This window comes from Verrucosispora sp. ts21, from assembly GCF_002879555.1.
GTDB classification, from domain to species: Bacteria; Actinomycetota; Actinomycetes; order Mycobacteriales; family Micromonosporaceae; genus Micromonospora; species Micromonospora gifhornensis.
In genome coordinates this window covers 1-26,609 of the sequence record NZ_PNOZ01000011.1, presented here as the reverse complement: position 1 = coordinate 26,609, position 26,609 = coordinate 1, and the positions used below count along the sequence as shown (strand labels likewise).

Here is a 26,609-nt window from a genome sequence, read left to right as displayed (position 1 = left end):
GGCGCGCGCATAGGCTGCCCGCATGGCAGCCTCCGGTCGCGCCGTCGTCATCGGAGCCAGTCTGGGCGGACTGCTTGCCGCCCGGGCGCTGGCGGAGAGCTTCGCCGAGGTGATCCTGCTGGACCGGGACACCCCGCCCGACGAGCCGGTGCACCGCCGGGGCGTCCCGCAGGGCCGTCACGTCCACGTCCTGCTCGACCGGGGCCGCCAGGCCCTGGAGAGTCTCTTTCCCGAACTCGGCGCCGAGCTGTACCGCCTCGGCGCCACGCCGGTCGACCTGCACGGTCAGGTGCACTGGTACAACGACGGGCACCGGATGCTGCCGGCCCGTTCCGACCTGACCGCCTTCGGCATGAGCCGACCACTGCTCGAACAGGTGGTCCGGCAGCGCACCGTGGCGCTTCCCGGCGTGCGCGTGGTGCCCGACTGCGAGGTGACCGGCCTGCTCGCGACCGACGATCACCGCCGGGTCACCGGAGTACGACTCGCCCCGCGCGACGGCCGACCGTCGACCCTGACCGCCGATCTCGTGGTCGATGCCGGTGGCCGGGCCAGCCGCAGTCCGATCTGGCTGACCGAGCTCGGCTACCCGACGGTGGAACAGGAGCGGGTCGAGGTCGGGGTCACCTACGTGACCCGCCGGTACCGGCGCGAGGCCGGCCAACTGGAGGACAAGCTCGGCGTCCTGTCCAACGCGATGCCGGGCTGTCCCCGCTACGGCGTCGTCGCGCCGCAGGAAGGTGGGCGGTTCGCGGTCACCATGGCGGGCATCCTGGGCGAGGAACCCCCGGTCGACGAGGCCGGATTCGTCAGGTACGCGACCTCGCTGGCCGCCCCGCAGGTCGGCGAACTGGTCCGGCACGCACAACCGTTGGACGAGCCGATGCTGATGCGCTTCCCGGCCAGCGTCCGACGTCGCTACGAACGGCTGCCCCGCTTCCCGGACGGCCACCTGGTCTTCGCCGACGCGCTGTGCAGCCTCAACCCGGTCTACGGGCAGGGCATCACCGTCGCCGCCGTACAGGCGTTGCTGCTGCGCCGGCTGCTCGCCCGCGGCGGGCGGCACCGGTTGGCCCGGCGGTTCTTCCGGCGGGCGGCGCGCGTGATCGACGCGCCCTGGTCCATCGCCGTCGGCACCGACCTGCGCTTTCCCGGAGTCACCGGGCGTCGTACCCGCAAGGTCCGGTTCGTCAACGCCTACCTGTCCCGGCTGCACGCGGCGGCCGCGCACGACGTGGCGCTCGGCGCCGCCTTCCTGCGGGTGATCAACCTGATCGATCCGCCGGCCCGGCTGCTCAGCCCGGGGGTGATGCTCCGGGTGCTCCTCAACGGACGTCGGCGCCCCTCGATGCCGTCCACGGCGGGGTAGGCGCGGGTCCCGCCGCGCCCGTCCTACCACTGACTGCCGGTCGTACGCCGCCGTTCGGACCGAGCTCTCTGTCCGGTTGTGCTGCCCGACGTTTAATTCGTCCTTAAGCTCCCAATATCCACCACCGGCAGCACGCTCGTCACCTATCGTGAGGTCTTGCACGAGGGCTTGTCCCTTTTTTGTCGCTTTAGCGGCAAACCATCTGCGGGCGCGGCGCGACCACAGGGTGGGTGAGATGGCGGGCCACCCGGATAGCCCGGGGGTGGACAGACGATGCGCGGATTCGCGTGGCAGGGAGGCCACATACATGAGGATCCTGGTGACCGGTGGCGCTGGCTTCATCGGGTCTCACTTCACCCGGTGCCTACTGGAGGGACGCTACCTCGGCTTCGAAGGCAGCGCCGTCACAGTGCTGGACAAACTCACGTACGCCAGTGACCGCAGGAACCTGCCCGCCACCCATCCGCGGCTGACCTTCATCCGCGGCGACGTCGCCGACGCGTCACTGCTGCGCGAGGTGGTGCCCGGCCACGACGTGGTGGTGCACTTCGCGGCCGAGTCGCACGTCGACCGGTCGATCGACGACCCGGCGCCGTTCTTCGAGAGCAACGTGATGGGCACCCACCGGCTGATGGCCGAATGCGTCCGCAGTGGGGTGAGCCGCGTCGTGCACGTCTCCACCGACGAGGTGTACGGCTCGATCGCGGAGGGCTCCTGGGACGAACGCTGCCTGCTCGAACCGAACTCCCCGTACGCCGCCTCCAAGGCCGCGAGCGACTGCGTGGTGCGCTCCTACTGGCGGACCTACGACCTCGACGTGTCGATCACCAGATGTGCCAACAACTACGGGCCGTACCAGCACGTGGAGAAGGTCATTCCGCGCTTCGTGACCAGCCTGCTCTCCGGTCGGGACGTCACCCTGCACGGCGACGGCAGCGCGGTGCGGGAATGGTTGCACGTCGACGACCACTGCCGGGCCATCGCCCTCGTGCTGGCCAAGGGCCGGGCCGGCGAGGTCTACAACATCGGCGGCGACATCGAGTTGACCAACCGGGACCTGGCCGGGCGGATCCTGCAACTGGCCGGCGCCGGTTGGGACCGCGTCCGGCACGTCGCCGACCGGAAGGTGCAGGACCAGCGCTACTCGCTGGACTTCCGCAAGATCTCCGAGGAGTTGGGCTACGAACCGCAGATCAGTTTCGACGACGGGCTGATCGAGGTCTTCCACTGGTACCGGGAGAACCGGGAATGGTGGGGCACGACCTGCCCGGAGCCCCGTTCGGCGGGCGCTGAACTGACCCGTACGGTGGCGGATCTGCCCGTCGGCTGGGACTTCCCGGTGCAGGTCGGCTGAGCACTCAGCGCCCTTCGGCGTCGTCCATGGCCCGGTAGATGCGTTGCTCCGAGATCGGGTACGGAGTGCCCAGGGCCTGGGCGAAGACGCTCACCCGCAGCTCCTCGATCATCCAGCGGATCTGCCGTACGGCGACGGAGTCACGTCGGGCCGGCGGGAGTGCGGCGAGCATTTCGTCGTACTCCCGCTGGACCACCGCGATCCGGTCCTGCAACTGCTTGTCCCGGGGCGGATTGCCGGGCAGCCGCTCCAGCCGCCGCTCGATGGCGGTCAGGTAGCGCAGCAGATCGGACAGCCGGGCGTAACCGACCTCGGTGATGAACCCGGCGTGCACCAGCCCGGTGAGCTGGTTACGGATGTCGGCCAGGGCGGCCACCACGGCCAGGTTCTTCGTCGCGCCGAGCCGTTGCTGCACCGCGTACGCGGCGGCGAGCACCGCCCGGACCCGCTCCATCACCTCCACCACGGTGTCCACCAGATCGGCGCGAACCTTGTCCCGCAGCGCGGTGAAACCCTCGGCGTCCCAGACCGGGCCGCCGGCGTCACCGATTAGCTTGTCGATCGCCGCGCCGGTGGCGTCCTCGATCAGCGCCTGCACCCCGCCGTGCGGATTGCGCGACAACGCCAGCTTCGCCTCGTTGGAGAGCCGGCCCTGAAGGAACTTGGCCGGTGACGGCACGGTCAGCCGCAGCAGCCGCCGGGTACCCGCCCAGTGCGCGGCCTCCTGCTCGCCCGGCGAGTCGAAGACCCGTACGCCGACCGTGGCACCCTCGTCCACGAGCGCCGGGTACGCGGTCACCGCGTACCCCGCACGCACCTGCTCGATGGTGCGCGGCAGGGTGCCGATCTCCCAGCCGGTCAGCCCGGTGCGCGCCACATCCGGCGCGGCGGCGGCCACCACCTGGCGTACCTCCGCCTTGAGTCGGCGTTGCAGGGCCGGCAGATCCTTGCCCTCGGCGACCGGCTTGTCGTCGTCGCCGAGCACCCGGAAGGTGACCCGCAGGTGCGCCGGCAGCTTGCTCAGATCCCAGGCCTCGCGGGGCACGGTCACCCCGGTCATCCGGCGCAACTGCCGGGTCAGCGCGTCCAGCAGCGGTTCCTCGCCGGGCGTGATCGCGGCCAGCGCGGCGCGGGCGAAGTCCGGCACCGGTACGAAGTTGCGCCGCACCGGCTTGGGCAGCGAACGGATCAACGCGATGACCAGTTCCTCCCGCAGCCCCGGCACCTGCCAGTCGAAGCTCTCCGCCGGCACCTGGTTGAGCAGCGGCAGCGGGATGTCGACGGTCACCCCGTCGGCCGGGGAGCCGGGCTCGAAGGTGTACGTCAACGGCAGCTCGACACCCTCGGTGCGCCACTGGTCGGGGAAGTCCGCCTCGTCCACCCCGCCACGACCGGCGTTGACCAGCAGCTCACGGGTGAAGGTGAGCAGCTCCGGCTGCTCCCGGCGGGTCTTCTTCCACCAGGTGTCGAAGTGCCGCCCGGAGACCACGTCGGCGGGAATCCGCTCGTCGTAGAACTGGAAGATCGTCTCGTCGTCGACCAGGATGTCGCGCCGCCGGGCCCGGCTCTCCAGCTCCTCCAACTCGGTACGCAGTCGCTCGTTGTCCCGCCAGAACTGGTGGTGGGTGGACCAGTCGCCCTCGACCAGCGCGTGCCGGATGAACAACTCCCGGCTCAGCACCGGATCGATCCGACCGAAGTTGACCTTGCGAGAGGTGACGAGCGGTACGCCGTAGAGCGTCACCTTCTCGTACGCCATCACCGCCGCTTGCTTCTTCTCCCAGTGCGGCTCGCTGTAGCTGCGTTTGACCAGGTGCTGGGCCAGCGGTTCGACCCACTCGGGTTCGATCCGTCCGTTCACCCGCCCCCACAGCCGGGAGGTCTCCACCAACTCGGCGGCCATCACCCAGCGCGGCGGTTTCTTGAACAGCGCCGAGCCGGGGAACAGCCCGAACTTCGCCCCCCGGGCCCCCAGGTACTCGTTCTTCTGGGCATCCTTGAGCCCGACGTGCGACAGCAGGCCGGGCAGCAGCGACTGGTGCACCTTCGGGGTGTCGATCTCCTCCGGCAGGTCTGCCCCGGACTGGCGTCGCCCGCCTCCGCGCGGGGCGTCGTCGTCGGCGCCTCGCCGTCCGCGCCCCCGGCCCTCCGAATCGGCGGTACGCAACACCTGGCGCAACTGGCTGACGATGTCCTGCCACTCGCGTACCCGCAGGTAGTTGAGGTACTCGGCCTTGCACATCCGACGGAACGCGCTGGAGGACAGGTCCTTCTGCTGCTGACGCAGATACCGCCACAGGTTCAGAAACGCCACGAAGTCCGACTCTTTGTCGGCGAACCGGGCGTGCGCCTGGTCGGCCTGGGCCTGCTTGTCGGCCGGCCGTTCACGCGGATCCTGGATCGACAACGCGGCGGCGATCACCATCACCTCGGTGGCACAGCCGTTGCGCTCCCCTTCGAGCACCATCCGCGCGAGCCGGGGGTCGACCGGCAGTTGGGCCAGCCGCCGCCCGAGCGCGGTGAGCCGCCGCTCCGGATCGGTCTCGGTCGGGTCCAGGGCACCCAGCTCGTGCAGCAGGTTGACCCCGTCGGTGATGTTGCGCCGATCCGGCGGTTCGATGAACGGGAAGGCGGCGATGTCGCCCAGACCGATCGCGGTCATCTGGAGGATGACCGAGGCCAGGTTGGTCCGCAGGATCTCCGGGTCGGTGAACTCGGGCCGCGACAGGAAATCCTGCTCGTCGTAGAGCCGGATGCAGATACCGTCCGAGGTACGCCCACAGCGGCCCTTGCGCTGGTTGGCGCTGGCCTGCGACACCGGTTCGATCGGCAGCCGCTGCACCTTCAGCCGCTGCGAGTAGCGGGAGATCCGGGCGGTACCCGGGTCCACCACGTACTTGATGCCCGGCACGGTCAGCGAGGTCTCCGCGACATTCGTCGCCAACACCACCCGCCGACCGCTGTGCGGGGCGAAGACCCGGTGCTGCTCGGCGACGCTCAGCCGGGCGTACAACGGCAGGATCTCGGTGCCGAGCAGCGACCGCTTGTTCTGCACCAGCTTGCCCAGCGCGTCCGCGGTGTCCCGGATCTCCCGTTCCCCGCTGAGGAAGACCAGGATGTCACCGGGCCCCTCGGCGGCCAGCTCCTCGACCGCGTCACCGATGGCCTGGATCTGGTCGCGGACGTTCTCCTCGTCCGCCTCCTCCTCGTCGGCCTCCGCCACCTCGACCAGCGGCCGGTAGCGCACCTCGACCGGGTACGTCCGCCCGGACACCTCGACCACCGGCGCCGGTACGCCCTCCGGATGCTCCTCAGTCGGCGGCCCCGCGAAGTGCCGGGCGAACCGGTCGGTCTCGATCGTCGCCGAGGTGATGATCACCTTGAGATCGGGTCGGCGGGGAAGCAGCTGTTTGAGATAGCCCAGGATGAAGTCGATGTTGAGGCTGCGCTCGTGCGCCTCGTCGATGATCAGCGTGTCGTACTGGCGCAGCATCCGGTCGTTCTGCAACTCGGCCAGCAGGATGCCGTCGGTCATCAACTTGACCAGGCTCTGCTCACTGACCTGATCGGTGAAGCGCACCTTGTAGCCGACCACGTCACCCAGCTCGGTGCCCAACTCCTCGGCGATCCGATCAGCCACCGTACGCGCGGCCAGCCGACGGGGCTGCGTGTGCCCGATCAGCCCGCTGATCCCACGCCCCAGCTCCAGGCAGATCTTCGGCAACTGGGTGGTCTTCCCCGACCCGGTCTCGCCGGCCACGATCACCACCTGGTGATCGCGGATCGCCTCGGCAATATCGTCCTTACGCTCGCTGACCGGCAACGCCGGCGGATAGGTGATCTTCGGCAGCGCGGCCCGGCGTCGTTCCAACCGGCCCTCCGCCACGGCCACCTCGGCCGCGATCTCGGCCAGCGCCGACTCCCGCCGCTGCGGGTCGCGCAGCCTGCGCACCCCGTCCAGCCGCCGGCGCAGCTGACGCTGGTCACGGAACATCAACGGGGGAAGGCGACGCTGCAACGCGCGGATCGGGTCGGTCGCGGCAGGTGAGACTGGATTCTGCATGTCGTGCCCAAGGATAGGCAGCCCGCCGCCGCCCCGCCTCCGGGTTACCCCGCGCCGCCCCGAGCCTGGCCGTTTTGGGTCTGGCCGTCCTGAGCTTGGCCGTCCTGGGTCTGGCCGTCCTGGGTCTGGCTTTCCTGGGTCTGGCTTTCCTGGTTCGGGACGTCCTGGTTCGGGCCGTTTTGGGTCTGGCAGCCCCGAGCCTGGGCGTCCTGAGTCTGGCCGTCCTGGTTCGGGCTGCCCTGAGCTTGGCTGCCCTGGTTCTGGCCGCCGGAGCGGTGGCCAGGTGGTCCGCGGCACCCCTTTGCTCTGCTTCAACCGGCGCAACGGATGTGGCCGCTAACCGATGCGTGGGGTGAAGCAGAGCAAAGGGCGCTGACGTGACATGCCGTCGTCCACCACCACCCGCAGCGCGCTTCCGGGGGCGGCAGGGTGCGGCGGGGGTGGCGGGGTGTCGGTCTATCGTTGTGCATCGAGCGGAGAGTGAAACACGGGGAAGCCGATGACGATGCGTGACACCGATCGGGCGTTGGTGCAGGCCGCCAGCGCGGTGGCGAAGCTGCGCTGCCGCAGCGCGGCCCACACTCTCGCCACAGCGGCCCGTACCGCCGACGGTCGGGTCGTCTCCGCCGTGAACGTGGTGCACGCGACCGGCGGTGCCTGCCCCGAGGTCGTCGCGATCGGCGCCGCCGTCACCCAAGGCGTGGGTGCACTGGAAACCATCGTCACGGTCGGTGACCGCGGCCGGTCCCTGGTCGCTCCCTGCGACGCATGCCGCCAACTCCTGGGCGACCTTCTTCCGTCGCTGCGCGTGATCGTCGGCCCCCTCGACACCCCCCAAGTCGTCTCGATCGCCGACCTCCCCCCAACCACCCCCCACTGACACCCCCAACCACCCGCAGGGCATCCCAACCACCCACGGGCATCCCCCACCACCCGTGGGCATCCCCACTGCCCCACCACTGCCCGCCGCAGCCAAGCTGGCTATGCAACTTCGGGGAAGATGCTGCCTCCGCCCACGCCGAGGCGACATCTTCCCCGAAGTTGCGCAGCGCTTGGGGTGCAGCGCTTGGGGTGCAGCGCTTGGGGCGCAGCGCTTGCTGCGCCGCCGCGCGCTTCTCCCGGGGCAGCCGTCGTCCGGCACGAAGGCGTTGGGGCGCAGGGCTCTGCGGACAGGGCTCCGCGGAGAGGGCTCCGGGCGTGGGGCTTAGCCACAGCGCTGTGGGGCGGGGCTTGGGGTCAGCGGGTGCGGGTGTGGATTGCTTGGCGGAGTTCGGTGAGGAAGCCGTCGAAGTCTTCGCGGAGGCGTCGGGCTGTCACGTGCAAGACGATCCAGTCCTCGCCGAGCAGGCGGTTGAGACGGCGGCGGTCGCGGTGCAACTGCTCCGGGTCGTCGTGCCAGAGGCCGTCGTATTCGACCGCGATCCGCAGGTGCGGCCAGGCGAGGTCGACTCGGGCGATGAATCGACCGTCTCGCTGTACTACGAACTGAGTGACCGGCTGTGGGACGCCGGCCAGCACGAGCCGCACCCGAAGCCGTGACTCCTGTGCCGACTCCGCGCCGGCATCGGCCAGCTCCGCTACCCGCAGCATGCGTTTCCAGCCCCGCGCACCGCGACGGTTGTGCGCCAGGTCCCGCAGCTGTTCGGAGCGCACCAGCCGACGGTTGAGCAGTCGGTCCACCACGACCACGGCTTCTTCCAGATCGAGCCACTGGGCCAGATCCCAACAGGTTCGCAGCGGCGTGGTGACCGACATTCCATCGTGCGACTGCACCTCGAACCGGTCGACCTCGGCGGTGTGCACGGCGAGACCGGCGACGGGCCCGAAGCGTTGCCCGGCGGGCACCAGCACGTCGAGCGGTTCGGCGTCGGCGACGAATCCGGCACCGAACAGTGCCGCGGCGCTGCGCCCGGCGATCGCCGCACCCGGTGGGAGCAGCCACCGCGCTGCGGCCCGACACCGGGTGCGGTGCGAGACCGTGAGCTGGGCGTCGGCGTACACGTCTCGGAAGATCGTCCGCCATGCCTTGCTGCGCAGCTCACCCCGGGTGAGCAGCCCTCGGGCCACGGCACGGGACCCTCGGAAGACGCGCCCGCGTAGCTGCGGCGGGCGCCGCGCGGATGTCGGCATGGCATCCACTCTGGACGAGTCGACCCACTCTCGACACCCCCTGTGGATAACCCCTGCACCGCAACGCCAACGCCGACGAGACGCAGTAATGCAACTTCGGGGAAGATGTCGCCTCGGTGCTGACAGAGGCAGCACCTTCCCCGAAGTTGCATGGGCGGGGGGTGCGGGGCGCGGGGGCGCGGGGTGCCGGGGTGTGGAAGCGCGGAGGGCGTGGTGGCCGGGCGTAGCCCTCGGGATTGCTGTGCGGGAAGGCCGGGGTGCGGGGAGGGCGCGGGGTAGGGGTAGGGGTAGGGGTTACGCGGCGGCGGACCAGATGGCGCGGAAGGCGGCGGCTTCGCCGGCGAGCCAGCGTTCGATCTCGTCGGACTTGGCGCTTTCGGGCATCCGGTGGGTGACGCCCCGGCGTATGTCGACCAGGATCGGCTCGGCGTGCGGCAGGACGGCATCCATGTGCCGGGCCATCAGGTGCAGGGTGGCGAGCGCGGCCTCCTCGCTGGGCGGGGTCTCGTCGAAGTGCAGCCGGACCGCTTCGGCGCGGCCGTCGGAATGGCGTACGCCAAAATGGGGGTTGATCTTGACCGGTAGGTCGCCGAGCAGGGCGAGAGCGTCGCGGGTCTGGGCGAGGTCCACCTCGCGCGGCTCGCCCAGGGAGTGCAGCCAGGCCGTGGCGCCCGGCACCAGCGCCTGGTAAAGGGGGCGCCACCGGGGCTTGACCACGTCGACCACCTGCGTCAGATGGGTGCCGCCGGTGTGGAAGGCGATGTCGGCCTTGAGCGCCTTGACGAACTGGCCGTGCGGGTTGAAGCCGGAACGGCTGGCCCGCTGTCGACGCAGGCCGCCGACGAAGTTGGCTTTGGTCGGCCCGGTGCGGTCGACGTAGCGGGTGAAACCGAGGAGGGTGGCGTACGGCGTGAGGGGGGCGGAGATGGGTGCGGTCACGAGCATCCTCCCAGGTCAGGAACTCGATTAGTACATACATTCTAATCGACGGGTCTGACATCGCCCAGGGGAGAAAACGGGCCGGCTTGTCGCGTCCGGCGATAGTTGGCCAGTCCGGCCGAAGTTGGCCAACGGCCTGGTCTGCGTCCGCTGTAAGTGGCCAGCGGCGCGGCTGCGGGATGCTGCTCGCGCTGAACCCAAGAGCGCGCCGATGGGCGCTGATGCCTTGGTCATGGCGATCGGAATGCCCCGGCCAGCTCGCCGCGGATCTCCCAGCCCAGCGCGGAGTACAGCCCCCGTCCTTCGGCGGTGGCGGATAGCAGCCCTGTGGTCAGGCCCTCGTCGAGCGCTCGATGCCGAGCATGGTCATCACCGTACGACCCATGCCTCGCCGCTGATCCGCCGCACGGGTCCGGACTCGGTCAATGACGCCGTATCGTCCGCTCGCGGCCAACCGTGCCCGCGAGACGATGTCACCGTCCCGCCCGCAGCCACCCCGCGGATGCTGGCCGTCGAGTTCGCCCGCTTCCTCGGCCTGCCCCTCACCAACCGGGCCAACCTCACCGAAGTCGTCAACGCTGTCTGCGTCACCGCGACCCATGTCGGTGTCGACCTGGTCCTCGTTGACGAAGTGCACAACCTCAACCTCGCCACCCGCTCCGGAGCCGAAGTGAAGCAGCGCGAAGCCGCCCACCTTCGGCGAGCGGTCCGTGAGTCCGCCAAGAACAACCTCCTCGTCGCTGCCTGGAACCTCCCGCCCTTCAACGTCCGTGAACTGCGAACACCGGGCATCCCACCACCCCTCGTCGAGGTTCCAGAACCAACCCTGGCCGAACTCCTGGGCCTTCCGCCGGACCAACGGAACAACGGAACAAGACGACGATCGCTCCCTCGCCGTCCAGCTGAAAAGCAGCCCGTGGCAACGCCGCGAGTCACGGCTGACCATTCTCTAGGCTGCACCCATGGCTATCGACATCGTGGATCAGGTCGCCGCCGCCGTTACCTCTCGCGAGCCGGTCAACGGCATACGCATCGTCGGCATCGATGGGCCGAGCGGCTCCGGAAAAAGCCACCTCGCCCGCGACCTTTCCAAGGTGCTCAATGCGCCGATCATCGAGATTGACGATTTCGTGTCGTGGGACAACTTCGCCGGATGGTGGCCACGCTTCGACGCCCAGGTACTCACGCCGCTGCTTCGCGGCGAGGAAGCCCACTATCAGGCGAGAGACTGGACGGATTGGTACGGCAACACCCTCGGCGAGTGGAAGACGCAGCCCTGGGCGCCCGCCATGATCTTCGAAGGCGTCACCTGCACGCGGCGCGCGACGATCAGTCGACTCGCCTACGCCATCTGGGTCGACGCACCCGCACCGTTGCGGCTGGCGCGCGGCCTCGCCCGCGACCGTTCCTTCGCCGGCGCAGAGGAGCTCTGGCAGAAGTGGATGGCCGAGGAAGAAGAGTTCTTCGCCTCCGACGGCACCCGCGACCGCGCCGACCTCATCATCGACACGGCACACCACCAATGACCGCGACCTCGTCCCTCTCAGCGCACGAGGAAATGGCCAACTAGATCCGGACGAATCGACGGGGCCGCTCCGCGGGCAAGTGTCTATGGCCTGGTCACAACGCCGACCGCTGGCCACCTACTCGTGGACCGGACAGGTCCGGTGCGGCACGCCCTGCGCACGGGACAACGCGTTGCTCGGAGATCGTCTAAAGTCCGGGCTTCCCCATTTCTCTCCCGGAGTACCCATATGACATCCCTCATGGCTCGTTGGCCACGTCTTGCCGTGGGCACGGCGGTGCTGACGACGGCGGCGCTCTTCGGCTCCGTCCCCGTGGCGCACGCCGCAGACGCGCGTCCCGACCTGTTCGTCTCCTTCACCCAGGAGCCGGTCGCGGAGGTCGACAACAGCGGCACCACCGTCGGCATGTACGTGTACAACTACGGCGAGGCGGACGCGAGCGCGGTCACCGTCACCATCGACCTGAGCAAGCTCGCCGACGCGGTCGTCGCGACCGCGCCGGACTGGGTCGACAACTGCAAGCTCGCCGACAAGAAGATCACCTGCAATGTCGGTGTGCTCCTCGCCGGGCAGGTCGACACCCTCTACCCGGTGTCGTTGGCCAGTCGTCAGGGAGCCAAGTCCGGCGATGCCGGCTCGGTCTCCGTGACCATCGCCAGCGCGGAGGAGGACGCGAACCCGGACGACAACACCACGACCTTCCCGGTCACGGTGGTCGCATCCGGGCCAGATCTGGTGGCCGCCGCCGCGGACCTCAACGACAAGTCCGACCGGGTCGGCCCCGGTGACACGGTGCCGCTCTACAGTGGCGTGTTCAACGAGGGCGACACCGCCGCCACGGACTTCACGTTCACCGTCAGCCTGACCACCGGCGCCACCTTCGTCGAGCGCTACAGCGACTGCACGTACGCCGACTACTACCCCGACGATGTCGGGGCGCCCTATGTGTACGGGCCCAGCGAGGTCACCTGCGTCCTGCCGCTGACCCTCGAACCGGGTGAAGGGCTGATGCTGTTCGACGACGAGACCGGCGAGTCGATTTTCAACGTCACCTTCGGTCGCAACCTGTCCGGTCCCGGCGAGCACTACGGCTACGTCAGCGTCGCCCTGGCGGGGGAGTCGCGAGCGGCGAAGAAGGTCGAGGGGAGCAAGGGTACGGGCCCGTCCTTCGCTGCCGCCGTCAAGGCCATGCAGGTCAAGGCCGCGGATGCCAAGGTGGCCCGCCAGTCCACCGCACAGTGGGAGCTCGACGAGTCGGACAACTACGCGGACTTCCGGTTCTGGAGCAAGAAGAACACCATCGACGTCGCTGTCACCGCCCCGGCTGTCAAGGGCGCCGTGGGTGAGACGGTCGACCTGACCTACGAGGTCGTCAACCACGGTCCCTCCGACGGGGGTGGCCCGGGCGTGCTCATCACCGCGCCGAGCGGCACGGTGCTGCTGCCCGCCGAGTGGTGCTACACCGACGGCGAGCCGGGCGGGACGCTGCCCGAGTCGAAGAAGCTGCGCTGCAACTTCGAGAGCGAGTTCCCGAGCATCGCGTCCGGCCGTGGCCGGATCAAGGCGACCGTCCAGCTGAAGATCAAGTCAACGCCGGGTACGGACGGCACCATCGTGGTCGACGGCGCCATGTACTCCACCGAGTCGAAGCCGGAGAACAACACCGCCCGCATCGTCATCGACACCGGTGACGGCGACGGCGGTTCCGGCGGTGGCCTGCCGGTGACCGGCGCTCCGGCCGCCGCCGTGGCCGGTGTCGGTGCCGCCGTGCTGGCGCTCGGCGCGGTGCTCTTCGTGATGTTCCGTCGTCGCCGCGTGGCCTTCCAGGCCCCACGCGACTGACCGATGCCTGTCGACCGCAGGGGTGGGCCGGTCCTCCGCTCCCACCCCTGCGGCACCGCCGGCAACGGCCACCACGACCAACAACAGCGGTAACCCAACACGGTTGATCAAGAGGTTTGCGTCGGCGATCGCCGGATTCCTGACGCAAACCTCTTGATCAACGAGGCGTGTCGTGCCGGGTGAGGCGTGTCGGCCGAGGCGCCGGCCGGTCGGTTGGTTGTTGGGTGGGGTCAGAGTTGGCCGACGTTGGTGATGCGGATGATCGCGGTGCCGGCTTCGTCGGAGGCGGCCAGGTCGACCTCGGCGCTGATGCCCCAGTCGTGGTCGCCGTCGGGGTCGTCGAGGATCTGCCGTACCGTCCAGCGTTCCCGACCCTGTTCGATCATGAGCAGCGCCGGGCCGCGGGCGTTCGGGCCGGTGCCGATCTCGTCGTACGTGTCGAAGTAGGGCTCCAGCGCGTCGGCCCAGGCGTCGGCGTCCCAGCCGGCGGAGGCGTCCAGCTCGCCGAGGGCGTCCCAGTGGCGTAGCGCCGCCAGCTCGACCCGACGGAACAGGGCGTTGCGGACGAGGACCCGGAAGGCGCGGGCGTTGCGGGTGACCGCCGTGGGACGGTCGTCCAGGGCGGCGGCGACGTCCGGCAGGTCGGTGGGGTTGCGCAGCCGTTCCCACTCGTCGATGAGGCTGGAGTCGACCTGGCGGACCAGTTCGCCGAGCCACTCGATCAGGTCGATCAGCTCGTCGGTCTTGGCTTCCTCGGGCACGGTCTGCCGCAGCGTCTTGTACGCGTCGGCCAGGTACCGCAGCACCAGGCCCTCCGAGCGGGTCAGCGAGTAGAACTGCACGAACTCGGTGAAGGTCATCGCCCGCTCGTACATGTCGCGGACCACCGACTTGGGGGAGAGCTGGTGGTCGGCGACCCACGGGTGGCCCTGCCGGTACATCTCGTACGCGTTGTCCAGCAGTTCGGCCAGCGGCTTGGGCCAGGTCACCTCGTCGAGCAGTTCGAGGCGAGCCTCGTACTCGATGCCCTCGGCCTTCATCGCGGCGACCGCCTCACCGCGGGCCTTGAACTGCTGCGCGGAGAGCACCTGGCGGGGGTCGTCGAGGATCGACTCGATCACGCTCAGCACGTCGAGGGCGTACGACGGGGACGCGCTGTCCAGCAGTTCGATGGTGGCCAGGGCCAGCGGCGACAGCGGCTGGTTGAGCGCGAAGTCGAGTTGCAGGTCGACGGTGAGCCGGACCCGTCGGCCGGTCTCGTCCGGCTCGGGCAGTTCCTCGACCACTCCGCCGGCCTTCAGCGCCCGGTAGATGGCGATGGCCCGGCGGATGTGCCGGCGCTGGGCGGCGGCGTCCTCGTGGTTGTCGGTGAGCAGGTGCCGCATGGCGGCGAAGGCGTCACCGGGGCGGCCGATGACGTTGAGCAGCATCGAGTGGCTGACCTGGAAGCTGGAGGTCAGCGGTTCCGGCTCGGCCTCGACCAGCCGCTGGAAGGTCGGCTCGCCCCAACCGATCGAGCCCTCCGGCGGCTTCTTCTTCACCACCTTGCGGCGCTTCTTCGGGTCGTCACCGGCCTTGGCGAGCGCCTTGACGTTCTCGATGACGTGTTCGGGGGCCTGCACCACGACCCGGCCGATGGTGTCGAAGCCGGCCCGGCCGGCCCGCCCGGCAATCTGGTGGAACTCGCGGGCCTTGAGCAGCCGGGTACGCACCCCGTCGTACTTGGACAGGCCGGTGAACAGCACCGTACGGATCGGCACGTTGATGCCGACGCCGAGGGTGTCCGTACCGCAGATGACCTTGAGTAGTCCGGCCTGGGCCAGGGTCTCCACCAGCCGGCGGTACTTGGGCAGCATGCCGGCGTGGTGCACGCCGATGCCGTGGCGGACCAGCCGCGACAGCGTCTTGCCGAAGCCCGAGGTGAACCGGAAGCTGCCGATCGCCTGGGCGATCATGTCCTTCTCGGCGCGGGTGCAGACGTTCACGCTCATCAGCGCCTGGGCGCGTTCCAACGCCGCGGCCTGAGTGAAGTGCACGACGTAGACCGGGGCCTGCTTGGTCTCCAGCAGTTCCTCGAGCGTCTCGTGCAGCGGCGTCATCGCGTACGAGAAGAGCAGCGGGACCGGCCGCTCGGCGGAGCGGACGACGGCGGTGGACCGGCCGGTACGCCGGGCCAGGTCGTCCACGAACCGGGTGGTGTCGCCCAGCGTGGCCGACATCAGGATGAACTGCGCCTGGGGCAACTCGATAAGCGGTACCTGCCAGGCCCAGCCCCGGTCCGGTTCGGCGTAGAAGTGGAACTCGTCCATGACCACCTGGCCGACGTCGGCCCGGGAGCCCTCCCGCAGCGCCAGGTTGGCCAGGATCTCCGCCGTGCAGCAGATGATCGGCGCGTCGGCGTTGACGCTCGCGTCGCCGGTGAGCATGCCGACGTTCTCCGCGCCGAAGACCTCGCAGAGCGCGAAGAACTTCTCCGACACCAGGGCCTTGATCGGCGCGGTGTAGAAGGTCGTCCGGTCGTCGGCCAGCGCGGCGAAGTGCGCCGCGATCGCGACCAGACTCTTGCCCGAGCCGGTCGGCGTATTCATGATCACGTTGGCGCCGGAGACGATCTCGATGACCGCCTCCTCCTGATGGGGATAGAGGTCGAGGCCGCGCTCGGACGCCCAACTGGCGAACGCGTCGTAGAGGGTGTCGGGGTCGGCGGACTTCGGCAGCGCGGCGGTGAGTGTCATGGCCGCTCCATCGTGCCTGGATCATGCCCTCCGACGCCAACGGGGTGACCGGTTTCGCCGGGCCGGTTCGTTAATAGGGGCCCCCTTTACCGCACGAGGCGTTAAGAAGGGGCCCTTCCTTACCCGTCAGCGGCGGCGGTAGATCAGGTCGGCGATCGGGCGGCCGACGCGCAGCGCCCGCCGTTCGAACCGGGTCACCGGCCGGTGGGCGGGCCGAGGCGCGTACCCGTCGTGCATGTTGACCAGGCCCGGGTCGGCATCCAGCGTGGCCCGCATCGCCTCGGCGTACTCCGCCCAGTCGGTGGCGCAGTGCAGTGTGCCGCCGACGGCCAGCCGGGAGCGCAGCAACGCGACGTGCGTCGGCTGGATCAGCCGCCGCTTGTGGTGCCGGGACTTGGGCCACGGGTCCGGGAAGAAGACGTGCACCGCGTCCAGCGAGTCCGCCGGCATGGCCCGCATCAACTCCACCGCGTCGCCCTCGGCGATGCGGACATTGCGCAGCTCACGCCGGTGTACCAGGTCCAGCAGGTTGGCGATTCCGGGCGTGTGCACCTCGACCGCCAGATAGTCTCGATCCGGGTCGGCGGCGGCCATCTCGACCGTCGTGTCACCCATGCCGGACCCGATCTCCACCACCAGCGGAGCCCGGCGGCCGAAGAGCCCGGCAGCATCGAACGGCACGGCAGGATCGGACGACACGGCATCGCCAACGCGCAGGCCGTACACCGGCCAGAGCTGTTGCAGCGCCGTCGTCTGCCGGTCGCTCATGCGGCCGCGCCGCGGATGGAAGGTGCGGATCGCCCGCGCCGGATGCGGCGCGGCGCCTGCGGAGATCGGTTCGGTGGAGGTCACAGCGAACCGAGCTTACGCGAGCACGGTGCCGGATCGGATGTGATGTACGACCGGGGGTGAGACCATCATCCCGTACGGCAGACCGGGTGTCCGGCGGCGCCCGGCGACTGCTCCGTCGCGCCGGGAGGGGGCATCGTGTCAGTGACCCGTACTCGCCCAGCGCTGTCGGCCGCCACTTTCGCGGCCCCGGTGCTCATCCTCGTCACCGTCGCCCCGCTGCTCGCCGTGGCCCTGGTCGGGGCTCCGACGCCCGCCCGAGCCGCCGGCCCGGCCGCCACCCACGCCGTGGCCCAGCCGGTCGCCGCCCATGCCGCGACGCAGCCGGTCGCCGCCCTGCAGCCTCCGGTCGCCGCGCCGCAGCCGCCGGGCCCGAACGTGTTCATCGAGGTCAGCCCGAGCACCGTGGAACCGGGACATCTGGTCGGCCTGCGGGCCAGTTGCCAGGACAACTCCGTCGGCGCCATCGCGGTGTCGGACGCCTTCGGCCGGGTCGCCGTGCAGCCGCAACGTGGGCTGCTGACCGGCACCGCCCAGGTGAAGGACCGGGTGCTGCCCGGCAACTACCGGGTCAAGCTGGAGTGCCGGGGCGGGGAGAGCGCCTCGACGATGCTCCAGGTGGTCCGCGCCGTCAAACCCAGCCGGGGACCGGCCACCGGATTCGGTGGCGGGGCCGGGGGCACCTCCGGTCTGCTGCTGCCCGGCGGGCTCGCGTTGACCGTCAGCGGCATGATCCTCTGGGTCGTGGCCGCCCGGCGTCGCCAGACCGGCCGGTGACCCGCCATGGCCGCGGCAAGGGCACCCCGCCCCACCAACTCCGCCCGTACCTCACGGTCGGCCCGCGTGGTGCGAGGCACCGGAGGCGTACGCACCGGCCGAGCGCCGGGTAGCCGGCCGAGCCCCGTACCCCGACCCGAGATGTTCGTGCCGCCCGCCGGGGACCCGGCGCGGCGGTCGACCGGCCCCCACCCCGACCTCTTCGTGCCGCAGACACCGACCACCGAGCGCCCGGCACCACCGACCACCGAGCGTCCGGCGCCTCCGACCACCGGCCGTCCGGCACCACCGACCGCCGAGCGTCCGGCACCTGCCGGCCACCCGGCGCGTGGCTCCGCCAGACCGCCCCGGCTGAGCGGTTACGCCGGTAAGCCCGCGACCGCCAAGCCGGCTCGACGGGACACCCGATCAGGCCGTAGCCCCTGGTCACTGCCGTTGGCGGTGGTGCTCGTCCTGCTCGGTATCTTCGCCACCGGCGCCGGGCTGGGGCGCAGCGTGGGCGATCCACTGCAGTGGGCGACCGCCGCCGGTGGCGACACGTCGACGCGGAGCGTGCCCGTCGCGCCTACCGCACCCCGACCGGTGAGCCTCACCGTCGCGGCGGCCGACATCTCCGCCGCGGTGAAGCCGGTCGGCGACGCTCCGGACGGCACCATCGACGTGCCGCCGTTGAGCCGGCACGAGGAGACCGGCTGGTACGACCGGGGACCGGTGCCCGGCGAGCCCGGTCCCGCGGTCATCGTCGGCCATGTCGACACCAAGAGCGGCCCGTCGGTCTTCTACGACCTGCACAAGCTTCGTGTCGGCGACGCGATCGAGGTGAAGCGGGAGGACGGCTCGGTGGCGGTGTTCACGGTCAACTCCGTCGAACGCTTCCCCAAGGACCAGCTGCCGGCCGACCGGATCTACGGCCACGACGGTCCGCCGAGCTTGCGGCTGATCACCTGCGGCGGTCAGTGGATCGGTGGCCCGACCGGGTACGCCGACAACGTCATCGCCTTCGCCACCCACACCACGACCCGCCCCGCCTAGCGTCCGTCTCGAAGTCCCCCGGCCGGCGAGGCCCTGGGCGTCATCGATCGGCACGCCCGAGCGGGGCGGCCCGCGGGTCGGCGGCTCAGGGGACCTGCTGGACGACCTCGAACTCGAGCAGGGTGGCACCCGTGGCGACCGGCGGGCGCTGCTCGGCACCGGGCGGGGCGGCGTGCGCGGCCCGAGCGGGCCCGGCAGCCCAGTCCTGGTAGGCCTGTTCGCTCTCCCACGGGAAGTACAGCTAGAGAAGTACCATTGAGAACATGAGAGCGACCCGACCGGGACTTACGGCGATACGGGCAATGAGCGCAGTCATCTACTGCCGAGTGAGCAAAGATGATGAACGTAACGGACGCTCAGTAGGTGAGCAGGAAACCGAGTGTCGGGCCGATGCTGACTACGAAGGTTGGCGCGTCGAAGCGGTCTTCCCTGAGAATGACCGGTCCGCAAGTAGGTTCGCCACGAAAGACCGTCCGCAGTACAAAGCGATGGTCGAATACCTCAATTCCCATCGGCCCGATGTCCTCATTCTGTGGGAATCCTCGCGTGGAAGCCGTGAACCTATTGAGTGGTTCACCCTTCTTGCGTTGTGTCGGACTTTCCGAATCAGAATTCATGTCGTCAAGGACCGGCGCACCTACGATCTTACGCTAGGTCGGGACTGGAAAAACCTTGCGGAAGACGGAATCGATTCCGCGTATGAGTCTGAGAAGACAGCAGAGCGCGTACGTCGGGCCATGAGTGACAACGTGCGTGAAGGAAAGCCGCACGGACGAACCCAATTCGGCTACCGCCGAGAGTACGAAATCATCGAAGATGGTAGGGGCAGGGTTCGCCGCAAACTGGTTGCACAGCATATTAACGAGGAACAGGCGAAGGTAATCAGGGAAGCTGCTAGGCGAGTATCGGACGGCGAAACGCTCTGGGCAGTAGCGCAAGACTTCAATGCTCGCGGGATCACGCCACCTAGTAGCGAACGGTGGGATATCACGAAGCTAAAGAAGATAATCACGAACCCTGCTTACGCCGGGAAGCGAATTCACATCACTAAGGCAGACCGTCGGGCCGGAATCATGACACCGACTTTCACCAAAGCGTCATGGCCCGCGATTCTTGATGAGAAGGTGTGGCAAGCGTGCGTCGACAAGCTTTCCGACCCTGCCCGTAAGACTGTGCGCGATACCGCGATCAAGCATCTTCTCTCCTACATCATTAGATGCGGTAGCTGTGGTGAGTTGATGCGCGGGCGGATGAACAACGGCTATCCGGTCTACATGTGCTCCGTCAACTTCTGTCTGTCGATTCAGCGTAAGCCGCTAGAGGACTACATAGAGGCAGAGATCAAACAGCGTCTCATTATGGTTACGCTCGTTGACGACGACCAGGACGATCTACGGGACAGCATCAAGGCTGAGATAGCCGAATTGCAAGAGCAGTTAGACGAAGCACAAGAGCAGTTCCTCCGTCCCGCACAAGGAACTAAGCGACTCTCCGCAGTCATGCTTGCCCAAATTGAGTCAGACCTAGAGCCACAGATTCAAAAGCTAGAAGCGCAACTGAGGTCAACGCGAGTACTGCCCATCGTTGGGAAGCTGATTAGCAACCCTGAGCTTTGGGACGCCATGTCTCTACCTGAGAAGCGTGAGTTTCTGCGCTCAGGCAACCTGGTGGACTGCATCGAGATTCTGCCCAACGGCAAGGGTTACAAGAAGTCTGTTGCAGAACGCGTCCAGATTCACTGGACGGAGACTCGCCTCAGTGGGAATCCGCACAGTTAGCCAGAAAGCGAAAAGTTCCCTCAGCCTAAGTAGGTTGGGGGACTTTCGTATTATGGCGAACGGCTGAAAGCCGCAGAAGCAAGGTCGGTGGGGACCGAATACGAGGGGCGGCAAACCCGGACCCATTCGGTCCCCACCAAAGGGGCGAAACACGGGAAATGATCACTCATGGCCTGTGCCTCAGTCGGTCCTGACTCCAGAAGAAAGGACAGGTCAACCCTATCACGAATGGTGTGCAGCTATTGTGCTGCGATATTGCGGCAGTAGTGCGGTGGGAACGCAGCACTGATCATCTGAGGGGTACCGGACAGGTCTCGCTCAGAGCCGCTGTGAGCGTCAGGAGTGCCGGACCCTAGCCCGTGGCGGTGGGCGGCGTTCGCGGGTTTGTACGTGGCTCTGAGGGTGCCTGCGGACGGCCGGAGCCCCAACCCTGCCGGGCAGAGTGGCCACCAGGGGGTCGCAGAGGGGTCGTAACCCCTTGCATCGATAGCTATCGACGGACTCGTTCGGAGTCCGATGATTGTGCGCAACGAACTGCACTCCACTCCGGTATCGGTCTTCGGTCTGGGTCTTTCTAAGACCCCAGACCGACGAGACCGATGATTACCCATGTCCGGTCTCTACCCATTGAGACCGACGGAGACCGGAGACCGTTCACCCCTCACGCTCATTTGTTAACCAAGGGCGACCTAACTTGTCGTTCTTCAAGATCATCAGACCGATCCTTGCGGGACAATCGCCATGCATCGATCATTTGAGCGATAGCAGTCGATGATGAATAGCCAAAGCCGATCTTTGGGGTCGCTCTCGGGCTGGATCACCAGCTATCACGCAGCGTTCAAGATCAACGCCATTGGGTGCAAACGCTCGAATCTGAGGACCGACAATGGCTGAGAGACTGGAAGGACCGGATAGCGTCGCGTACGCTGTTATCAGCGCCATCGGGGAGGTGACTAATGGCCGAAAGCCCAATGGTGGGAACCCGAGTGGAGCCAGAGCTGAAGGACCGAATCAAGAGGTTGTCCGAACGTGATTTGGTTCCCGAGTCCTGGGTGGTCAAGGACCTGATCGAAATGGCCATTGACAAGCGGGAACAGTGGAGCCCGGGTGTTCAGATTAAGCGACCGAAGCCACCAACACTCTAGTTATATCAACGCCGACAAGCTGCAACGCTGAAACCTCACGGTCTATTAAGGGTCGCCCGCTCCGACCGGTAAAGCCAAAACCTCAGTAGGAGAGCGGAGTGCCCAGACTGTGAGGTTTTGCTATGCCCGAATCAGGGTTCCCTAGTCCTCTGCTCTTTGCCAAGTTCAGAGGGAAGCAGGGACCGAAGGTGCCCTTAGAGCAACTGACCATGCTTGACGGTGCACTGGCGTGGGCTGCGGCCGGTATACCTGTCATCCCGGTGGTACTTACTGCCGACAGGAAGAAACAGCCACTCATCCGAGACTGGTACTACCGAGGAACTACCATTGCGGGAACCTTGGAATCCTGGTGGAAGCAATGGCCGTTTGCTGTTCCTGGCGTACTCACCGGTTTCCGTAGTTACATAGTGTCCGTAGACGAAGATCCCCGCAACGATGGTGCTGAGACTCTGGCGACTCTGCCAGAGCTACCCGCTACCCGGATTCATTCCACCATGACCGGCGGACGGCACTACCTGTTTCGCTATGAAGGATCGCTACGTTCTGGCGTATTGGGACCAGGGGTAGACCTCAAAGCGAACAAGGGATTCATCGTAGTTCCGCCTGCACCTGGTTACGCCAAAGTCAACGACCTGCAACCGATCGAATTGCCAACATGGGTTGTCGACCGTATATCTGCCCGGCAGGGGGGTGGTGGTGGGCCATTTAGCTACCGGCAGGGTGGGGTAAGCGGACAAACAAATGCTCCCACCACCTCTGACCCTCACCCCCTGCCAGGCAGTAGGACAACGAGCGAACCAGAGGTTATTTGGAGAGACAATCCGGAAGCCTGGGTCTCCGGCGTTCTGGCGTACTCATTGAATGACGTACAGAACGCGCCGGGTGGTAGTCGCAACCGCACCCTTTACCAGAAGGCCAAAAGATTGGGCCGGTACCTAGCCGGCGGCCACCTTGATGAACAAGAGGTTCGTAGGCGAATCACTCTTGCCGCACACCAGGCGGGTTTGCCTCTTGACGAAATAGGGCCAACCCTAGATAGCGCCCTACGGACCGGTAAGCGACACCCAATTAGGGTTGAGCAACTTCGGGTCGGCGGTGGTTCGTGACTATGGACACCAACGCATACCTAGCTCTTGACCAAAACGGCCGGTTCATTACATCACCGGCTAGTCTCGCCGATCGGGTCGCCGCCCTGAAAGCTGAGTGGCACACCCGGACGGCGTTAAAGTCCCTACCCAAAATCGAACCCATGGTGGCAGATACCTATGGTCGGCACTCCTACATCGTGCTGGCCGGTCGCAACTACACCTACAAAAGCTTCATTGCCACCGACCTTGGGTGTTGCCACGCCACCGGGAAACCATGGTTAGGGACGCGAGAGGTTGTCCAAGGTCGCGTCTTATACCTCATTGGTGAAGGTGCGTACGACCAAGACAACCGGATAACTGCCTGGGAGAAGCACAACGGCACTGAGGTGCCTGCGGAGAACTTCATTACGTTTCCCCGTACGCCACGCCTGTTCAACAACGCAGCCGAGTTAGAAGCGTTGAACGAACTCATCAGGCAAGAGCGTTTCGTCCTGGTCATCATCGACACTTTGCGCCGTGCGTCAGGTGAGGCAAAGGGCAACTCTAACGATGACATGGGGCAGGTTGTCGACGCTATTGAGGACATCAAGAGAGCTACGGACAACGGGTCTGTTCTCGTGATTGCCCACACGGACGCAGAGGACACAAAGGTTCGCGGTGCAACCAACATCGAGGATGACGCCGACTATGTGTATCGGACTCAGCGGGTCAACAGTAATCAGGTCAAGCTTTGGCGCACCAAAAACAAGTACGGGCCGGAAGACGACACGCACCAACTGCGAGCAACCCTCGTAGCAGATTCGCTGGTGCTGGCACCTGACGAAGCGCGGGTACTGCGGTTGGGGGACAGGGAACAGGCGGAAGCGAAAGTGCTTCTGGAGATTATCGCGTCGGCTGGTGGCAGCGTTCGAGGCTTCAACAGTCTCAAGAGTCAAGGTCTCAATAATAGCCGGATTAGACCTGCGCTCACCTGGTTAGAGGACCGAGGTTACATCACGGTCAACACCGACGGTCGGACTCATGAGTATGTCAAGGCACGTGATTGGGAGGTGACCGAATGAAGGGAGCGGAGCTAGAACAACTGAAACGGACCGACGAGATTCTGCGGTTGCGGACCGAAGAGAACATGACGTACCGGCAGATTGCCCAACGGGTCGGCATCTCACACGTCATGGTCGGCCGAGTCCTCAATGCCGAAATTAATGCCACCGAAGAGAACATCCGAGAACGCAAGAGCCAACTTGTCGAGCTGTTAGAGCGAGCTATCTCCGTTGCCTACGAGAAGTACCTACGGACGCAACTGCCTAGCGACGCACATGCACTAGCCAAACTTGTGGAGAGCTATAAGTCGCTGTTGGGCTTGAACGGTCCGCAGACTCATCAGCATCACGTCGCTTACTCACCCCGGATGAAGGACATTATCGACTCCGTGGTGGTCGATGCTCCGCAGCCTATGCACGTAGTTGAGGACCAGGACGCGACCAATGAGCGATGAGGAGTTTATAAGGCGTGAGCTACTGAACTTTGACGTTCGTGCGGAGGTACTGAAACACCTAGAAGCGCTAAGACTTGAGGACAAGCTGCACCCTAATGAGAACCCACGCGAGCGGTCCCAGAGATTAATGCGTGAGGCAGTGCCAGCAGTTCATAGGATGCTCGTTGATTTAGCTCTTAGAGCTCAGGACCCGAAGATAAGGGAAGCCGCCCTCGATGTGTTGTTGTGGGTGGCAAAGCAGAGAACAGAACAGGAGAAGTAGCAATGTCCAAGCTGTCTCAGCAGGATTGGCCGATGGCTCACAAGAATCAAACAGAGGTTATTAAGGCCATACGTTCAGACCACGAGGACGTACGGGAGCAGTTTAACGAACTGGCTCGTATGGTCGGTGCGTTAATCAACAAGTTGGTTGCACGCGGCAGGGAGGGCGGAGTAGGTGACGAGTAAGCGAGCAATGCAAGAAGCGGGCTGTATAGAAGCCCGAACCATGGATGAAGAGAACGGATGGCTTTCGCCAGTGAGCATGTCAGAGCAACCGCAGCCGAAGCGGCTAACCAACGACCAGGCAGATTTACTGGCAAAGTACGTGACTGCCAAGCTAGAAGAACAAGAGGCAGAGCGTAGGCGCATAATCGGCATGACGCGCCACTCGACAAATGGGCGGTTCCAAGAGTGGGTTCACGTCGAAATGTCAGAGCATGGGCTTAGCTACTCACAAGCTGCTGACAAGGTAGCTCAGGAACACCCCGACCTTTATGAGCAGTACCGCATCGGAGCAGCGAACTCCTAGATCGGCTTGACCCATTGAGGGGTAGACCGGTGTTGCATCTGTGCGAGATAATCATGGGATGCCCGAAGGTGTCCGGTGGTACAAGCGCGTAAGGCCCGTTCTAGCTTTGCGTAAGCGCTGGTCTGAGCGTAAAGCTAAGAGGACCTATGCCGAGAAGACCAGAGCCGAGAAGAGTAGGAAGTCTCCGAAGCCTAGGAGTTACAAGCCGATTCACCTGGCGACCCTGATTGCTCTCACCATCATTGCACTCGTGGCTACAGGTGTGGCCTCGTATTTCATGTGGAACGCCGCGAAGGTTCCGGCGGGTGTACCTAACTCGCCGGACCTTGCCGTTCGTGAGGCTCAACTGAGAGTCGACGTGATTCGCAATATTCTTGCGGTTGGGGCCGGCACTGGAGGGCTTATTGCCCTTTTCCTTGCTTTGCGTCGCCAGTACGTCAAAGAGCGCGTAGACCACGCCGACCAAGAACACAAGAATAGAACCGCAGAAGACGCCAAACACGATGCTTCCGAAAAGCGGGTTACGGAACTCTACGTCAAAGCCGCAGAGCAACTAGGTTCGGAGAAAGCACCTGTACGTATGGCAGCTTTATATGCGCTTGAACGGTTGGGGCAGGGGAACCCGGAGCACCGGCAGACGGTCATGAATCTAATCTGTGCCTACCTTAGAATGCCGATTGGTGACCCGTCGAATATTCAAAGACTGGTTGCCGGTGAACCAACGCTGATTGACTACACCCAGGATTCGGACACGGTCGAGGAATTGGAGGTAAGAAAGGCCGCTCAAGATCTGATCGGTGATCATCTCTGGGGCATGTTTTTAAGTGATGGTCGGGTCGCTCACGACAATAGTTACTGGGGGAGCTTGGACTTAAACCTGCGCGGTGCTGTCCTGATCAACTGGAAGCTGTCTAGCTGTAAGGTCGGCAGTCTGAACATTGAAGGGGCATGCTTTATTGGGGATGCTGACTTTGCTGACTCAATGTTCACCGGTGGTGTCGCGGCTACCGGTGCCGTCTTTTTGGGCAGTCTGGACTTCTCGAATGTGAAGGATGACGGACTGATTAATTTCCGGCAAGCTCGATTTATGGAAGCTGCAAACTTCTCTCGTACACCATTCTCTAGGCTCGGAATATTCATGCAGGCCATGTTCGATGGGCATGCAGTATTCGACCGCCGGAACAACGAAAAGCTACTCTTGTCGGACTCGGTTGCGAACCTGAATCCCAGAGTGGCTCACTCCTGGCCGGAAGGATACCTTGTTGTTCCCACCACTAAAGACGGAATTGGCGTGGTCAAGGCTTTTGTCGAGGAGTCAGATTTGGGAGGCGGCGGTTCGGCAAGTTCCGACGACGCCGATAGCGTCTAGCCGTTCTGCCGGGCAGGGGGTTACTGCGATTCGGACTCTAGGTCCTCGCGTACGTAAACCCCTCTACCGGGCACGCCGACCACCAAACCCTGAAATTCGAGCATCCGGATGCCCTTCTGCACCGTAGTTACCGCAATGCTGTAGAGCTTCGACAACTCGGCATAAGACGGGAGTTTGGTGCCTGGTGGGTACTCGCCACTCTTGATGCGGGCAGCCAGGTCTTCGGCCATCTGGCGATAACCGCCGGTAGGTATCGGCATGTCGGGGTTTCCTGGCTCTTCGAAGTTGAGCGGGGTTCGCAGCTGGAGTTGGCCCGAGTGTGAAGGGC

21 protein-coding genes are annotated in these 26,609 nt (G+C 65.9%); 14 read left to right on the top strand and 7 right to left on the bottom strand.

Annotation, left to right across the window (positions count from 1 at the left end):
- Positions 1 to 22: 22 nt before the first annotated feature.
- Entirely contained in the window at positions 23 to 1,369 is a 1,347-nt protein-coding gene (locus C1A38_RS06830) for an FAD-dependent oxidoreductase (RefSeq protein WP_102656975.1), read from the top strand.
- Positions 1,370 to 1,676: 307 nt separating this feature from the next.
- Positions 1,677 to 2,723: a dTDP-glucose 4,6-dehydratase gene (gene rfbB / locus C1A38_RS06825; RefSeq protein ID WP_102656974.1), complete on the top strand. Its 1,047-nt coding sequence runs from the start codon at positions 1,677 to 1,679 to the stop codon at positions 2,721 to 2,723.
- A 4-nt stretch (positions 2,724 to 2,727) separates the two neighbouring features.
- Here rfbB and hrpA read toward each other — a convergent pair whose 3' ends face one another.
- Positions 2,728 to 6,786 carry an ATP-dependent RNA helicase HrpA gene (gene hrpA / locus C1A38_RS06820; RefSeq protein WP_102656973.1) on the bottom strand — a complete coding sequence of 1,353 codons (4,059 nt, stop codon included), beginning with the start codon at positions 6,784 to 6,786 and terminating at the stop codon, positions 2,728 to 2,730.
- 499 nt (positions 6,787 to 7,285) lie between these two features.
- Here hrpA and C1A38_RS06810 point away from each other — a divergent pair, with 499 nt between their 5' ends.
- The gene (locus C1A38_RS06810) at positions 7,286 to 7,666 is read left to right on the top strand and encodes a cytidine/deoxycytidylate deaminase family protein (RefSeq protein WP_102656971.1); all 381 of its coding nucleotides are present in this window, start codon (positions 7,286 to 7,288) and stop codon (positions 7,664 to 7,666) included.
- 356 nt (positions 7,667 to 8,022) lie between these two features.
- Here the strand turns inward: C1A38_RS06810 and C1A38_RS06805 are convergent, their stop codons facing one another.
- From C1A38_RS06805 to C1A38_RS31115, 3 genes are all read right to left on the bottom strand, one after another.
- Entirely contained in the window at positions 8,023 to 8,916 is an 894-nt protein-coding gene (locus C1A38_RS06805) for a putative endonuclease domain-containing protein (protein ID WP_146017467.1), read from the bottom strand.
- A 294-nt stretch (positions 8,917 to 9,210) separates the two neighbouring features.
- Complete coding sequence (locus tag C1A38_RS06800; protein WP_102657050.1) at positions 9,211 to 9,855, bottom strand: hypothetical protein; 645 nt, start codon at positions 9,853 to 9,855, stop codon at positions 9,211 to 9,213.
- A 331-nt stretch (positions 9,856 to 10,186) separates the two neighbouring features.
- Positions 10,187 to 10,714, bottom strand: coding sequence for a hypothetical protein (locus C1A38_RS31115; protein WP_158244859.1), 528 nt, complete (start codon positions 10,712 to 10,714; stop codon positions 10,187 to 10,189).
- Positions 10,715 to 10,817: 103 nt separating this feature from the next.
- Between C1A38_RS31115 and C1A38_RS06790 the strand changes: the two genes are divergently transcribed.
- Positions 10,818 to 11,381 (top strand): uridine kinase family protein, encoded by a 564-nt coding sequence (locus C1A38_RS06790; RefSeq protein WP_102656969.1) that lies wholly within the window; start codon positions 10,818 to 10,820, stop codon positions 11,379 to 11,381.
- 240 nt (positions 11,382 to 11,621) lie between these two features.
- Positions 11,622 to 13,223 (top strand): COG1361 family protein, encoded by a 1,602-nt coding sequence (locus tag C1A38_RS06785; protein WP_233196674.1) that lies wholly within the window; start codon positions 11,622 to 11,624, stop codon positions 13,221 to 13,223.
- Positions 13,224 to 13,453: 230 nt separating this feature from the next.
- On the opposite strand, the gene C1A38_RS06780 is transcribed toward C1A38_RS06785, so the two are convergent.
- The gene (locus C1A38_RS06780) at positions 13,454 to 15,958 is read right to left on the bottom strand and encodes a DEAD/DEAH box helicase (protein WP_102656967.1); all 2,505 of its coding nucleotides are present in this window, start codon (positions 15,956 to 15,958) and stop codon (positions 13,454 to 13,456) included.
- Positions 15,959 to 16,084: 126 nt separating this feature from the next.
- The gene (gene trmB / locus C1A38_RS06775) at positions 16,085 to 16,726 is read right to left on the bottom strand and encodes a tRNA (guanosine(46)-N7)-methyltransferase TrmB (RefSeq protein WP_233196684.1); all 642 of its coding nucleotides are present in this window, start codon (positions 16,724 to 16,726) and stop codon (positions 16,085 to 16,087) included.
- 216 nt (positions 16,727 to 16,942) lie between these two features.
- Here trmB and C1A38_RS06770 point away from each other — a divergent pair, with 216 nt between their 5' ends.
- The 9 genes from C1A38_RS06770 (at position 16,943) to C1A38_RS30710 (ending at position 26,281) form a co-directional block, all read left to right on the top strand.
- On the top strand, positions 16,943 to 17,584 hold the full coding sequence (locus C1A38_RS06770; RefSeq protein ID WP_502696923.1) for a hypothetical protein: 642 nt from the start codon (positions 16,943 to 16,945) through the stop codon (positions 17,582 to 17,584).
- Between the two features lie 351 nt (positions 17,585 to 17,935).
- A complete protein-coding gene (locus tag C1A38_RS06765) occupies positions 17,936 to 18,616 on the top strand; it encodes a class F sortase (RefSeq protein ID WP_102657048.1) in 681 nt (226 codons plus the stop codon).
- A gap of 302 nt (positions 18,617 to 18,918) precedes the next feature.
- Positions 18,919 to 20,394 (top strand): recombinase family protein, encoded by a 1,476-nt coding sequence (locus tag C1A38_RS06755; RefSeq protein ID WP_158244858.1) that lies wholly within the window; start codon positions 18,919 to 18,921, stop codon positions 20,392 to 20,394.
- Between the two features lie 1,267 nt (positions 20,395 to 21,661).
- Positions 21,662 to 22,645, top strand: a complete 984-nt coding sequence (locus C1A38_RS32365) for a bifunctional DNA primase/polymerase (RefSeq protein ID WP_102656964.1) — start codon at positions 21,662 to 21,664, stop codon at positions 22,643 to 22,645.
- 2 nt (positions 22,646 to 22,647) lie between these two features.
- Positions 22,648 to 23,688 (top strand): AAA family ATPase, encoded by a 1,041-nt coding sequence (locus C1A38_RS06745; protein WP_102656963.1) that lies wholly within the window; start codon positions 22,648 to 22,650, stop codon positions 23,686 to 23,688.
- Complete coding sequence (locus C1A38_RS06740; protein ID WP_102656962.1) at positions 23,685 to 24,122, top strand: helix-turn-helix domain-containing protein; 438 nt, start codon at positions 23,685 to 23,687, stop codon at positions 24,120 to 24,122. Before C1A38_RS06745 ends, C1A38_RS06740 begins: the two co-directional genes overlap by 4 nt.
- Positions 24,112 to 24,384, top strand: a complete 273-nt coding sequence (locus tag C1A38_RS30720; protein ID WP_146017466.1) for a hypothetical protein — start codon at positions 24,112 to 24,114, stop codon at positions 24,382 to 24,384. The genes C1A38_RS06740 and C1A38_RS30720 overlap by 11 nt, the downstream gene beginning before the upstream one ends.
- 225 nt (positions 24,385 to 24,609) lie before the next feature.
- Positions 24,610 to 24,912 (top strand): hypothetical protein, encoded by a 303-nt coding sequence (locus tag C1A38_RS30715; protein WP_146017465.1) that lies wholly within the window; start codon positions 24,610 to 24,612, stop codon positions 24,910 to 24,912.
- 250 nt (positions 24,913 to 25,162) lie between these two features.
- Positions 25,163 to 26,281, top strand: a complete 1,119-nt coding sequence (locus tag C1A38_RS30710) for a pentapeptide repeat-containing protein (protein ID WP_146017464.1) — start codon at positions 25,163 to 25,165, stop codon at positions 26,279 to 26,281.
- Between the two features lie 20 nt (positions 26,282 to 26,301).
- On the opposite strand, the gene C1A38_RS06735 is transcribed toward C1A38_RS30710, so the two are convergent.
- The coding region (locus C1A38_RS06735; protein ID WP_233196673.1) for a winged helix-turn-helix domain-containing protein at positions 26,302 to 26,609 on the bottom strand (308 nt) is incomplete at its 5' end.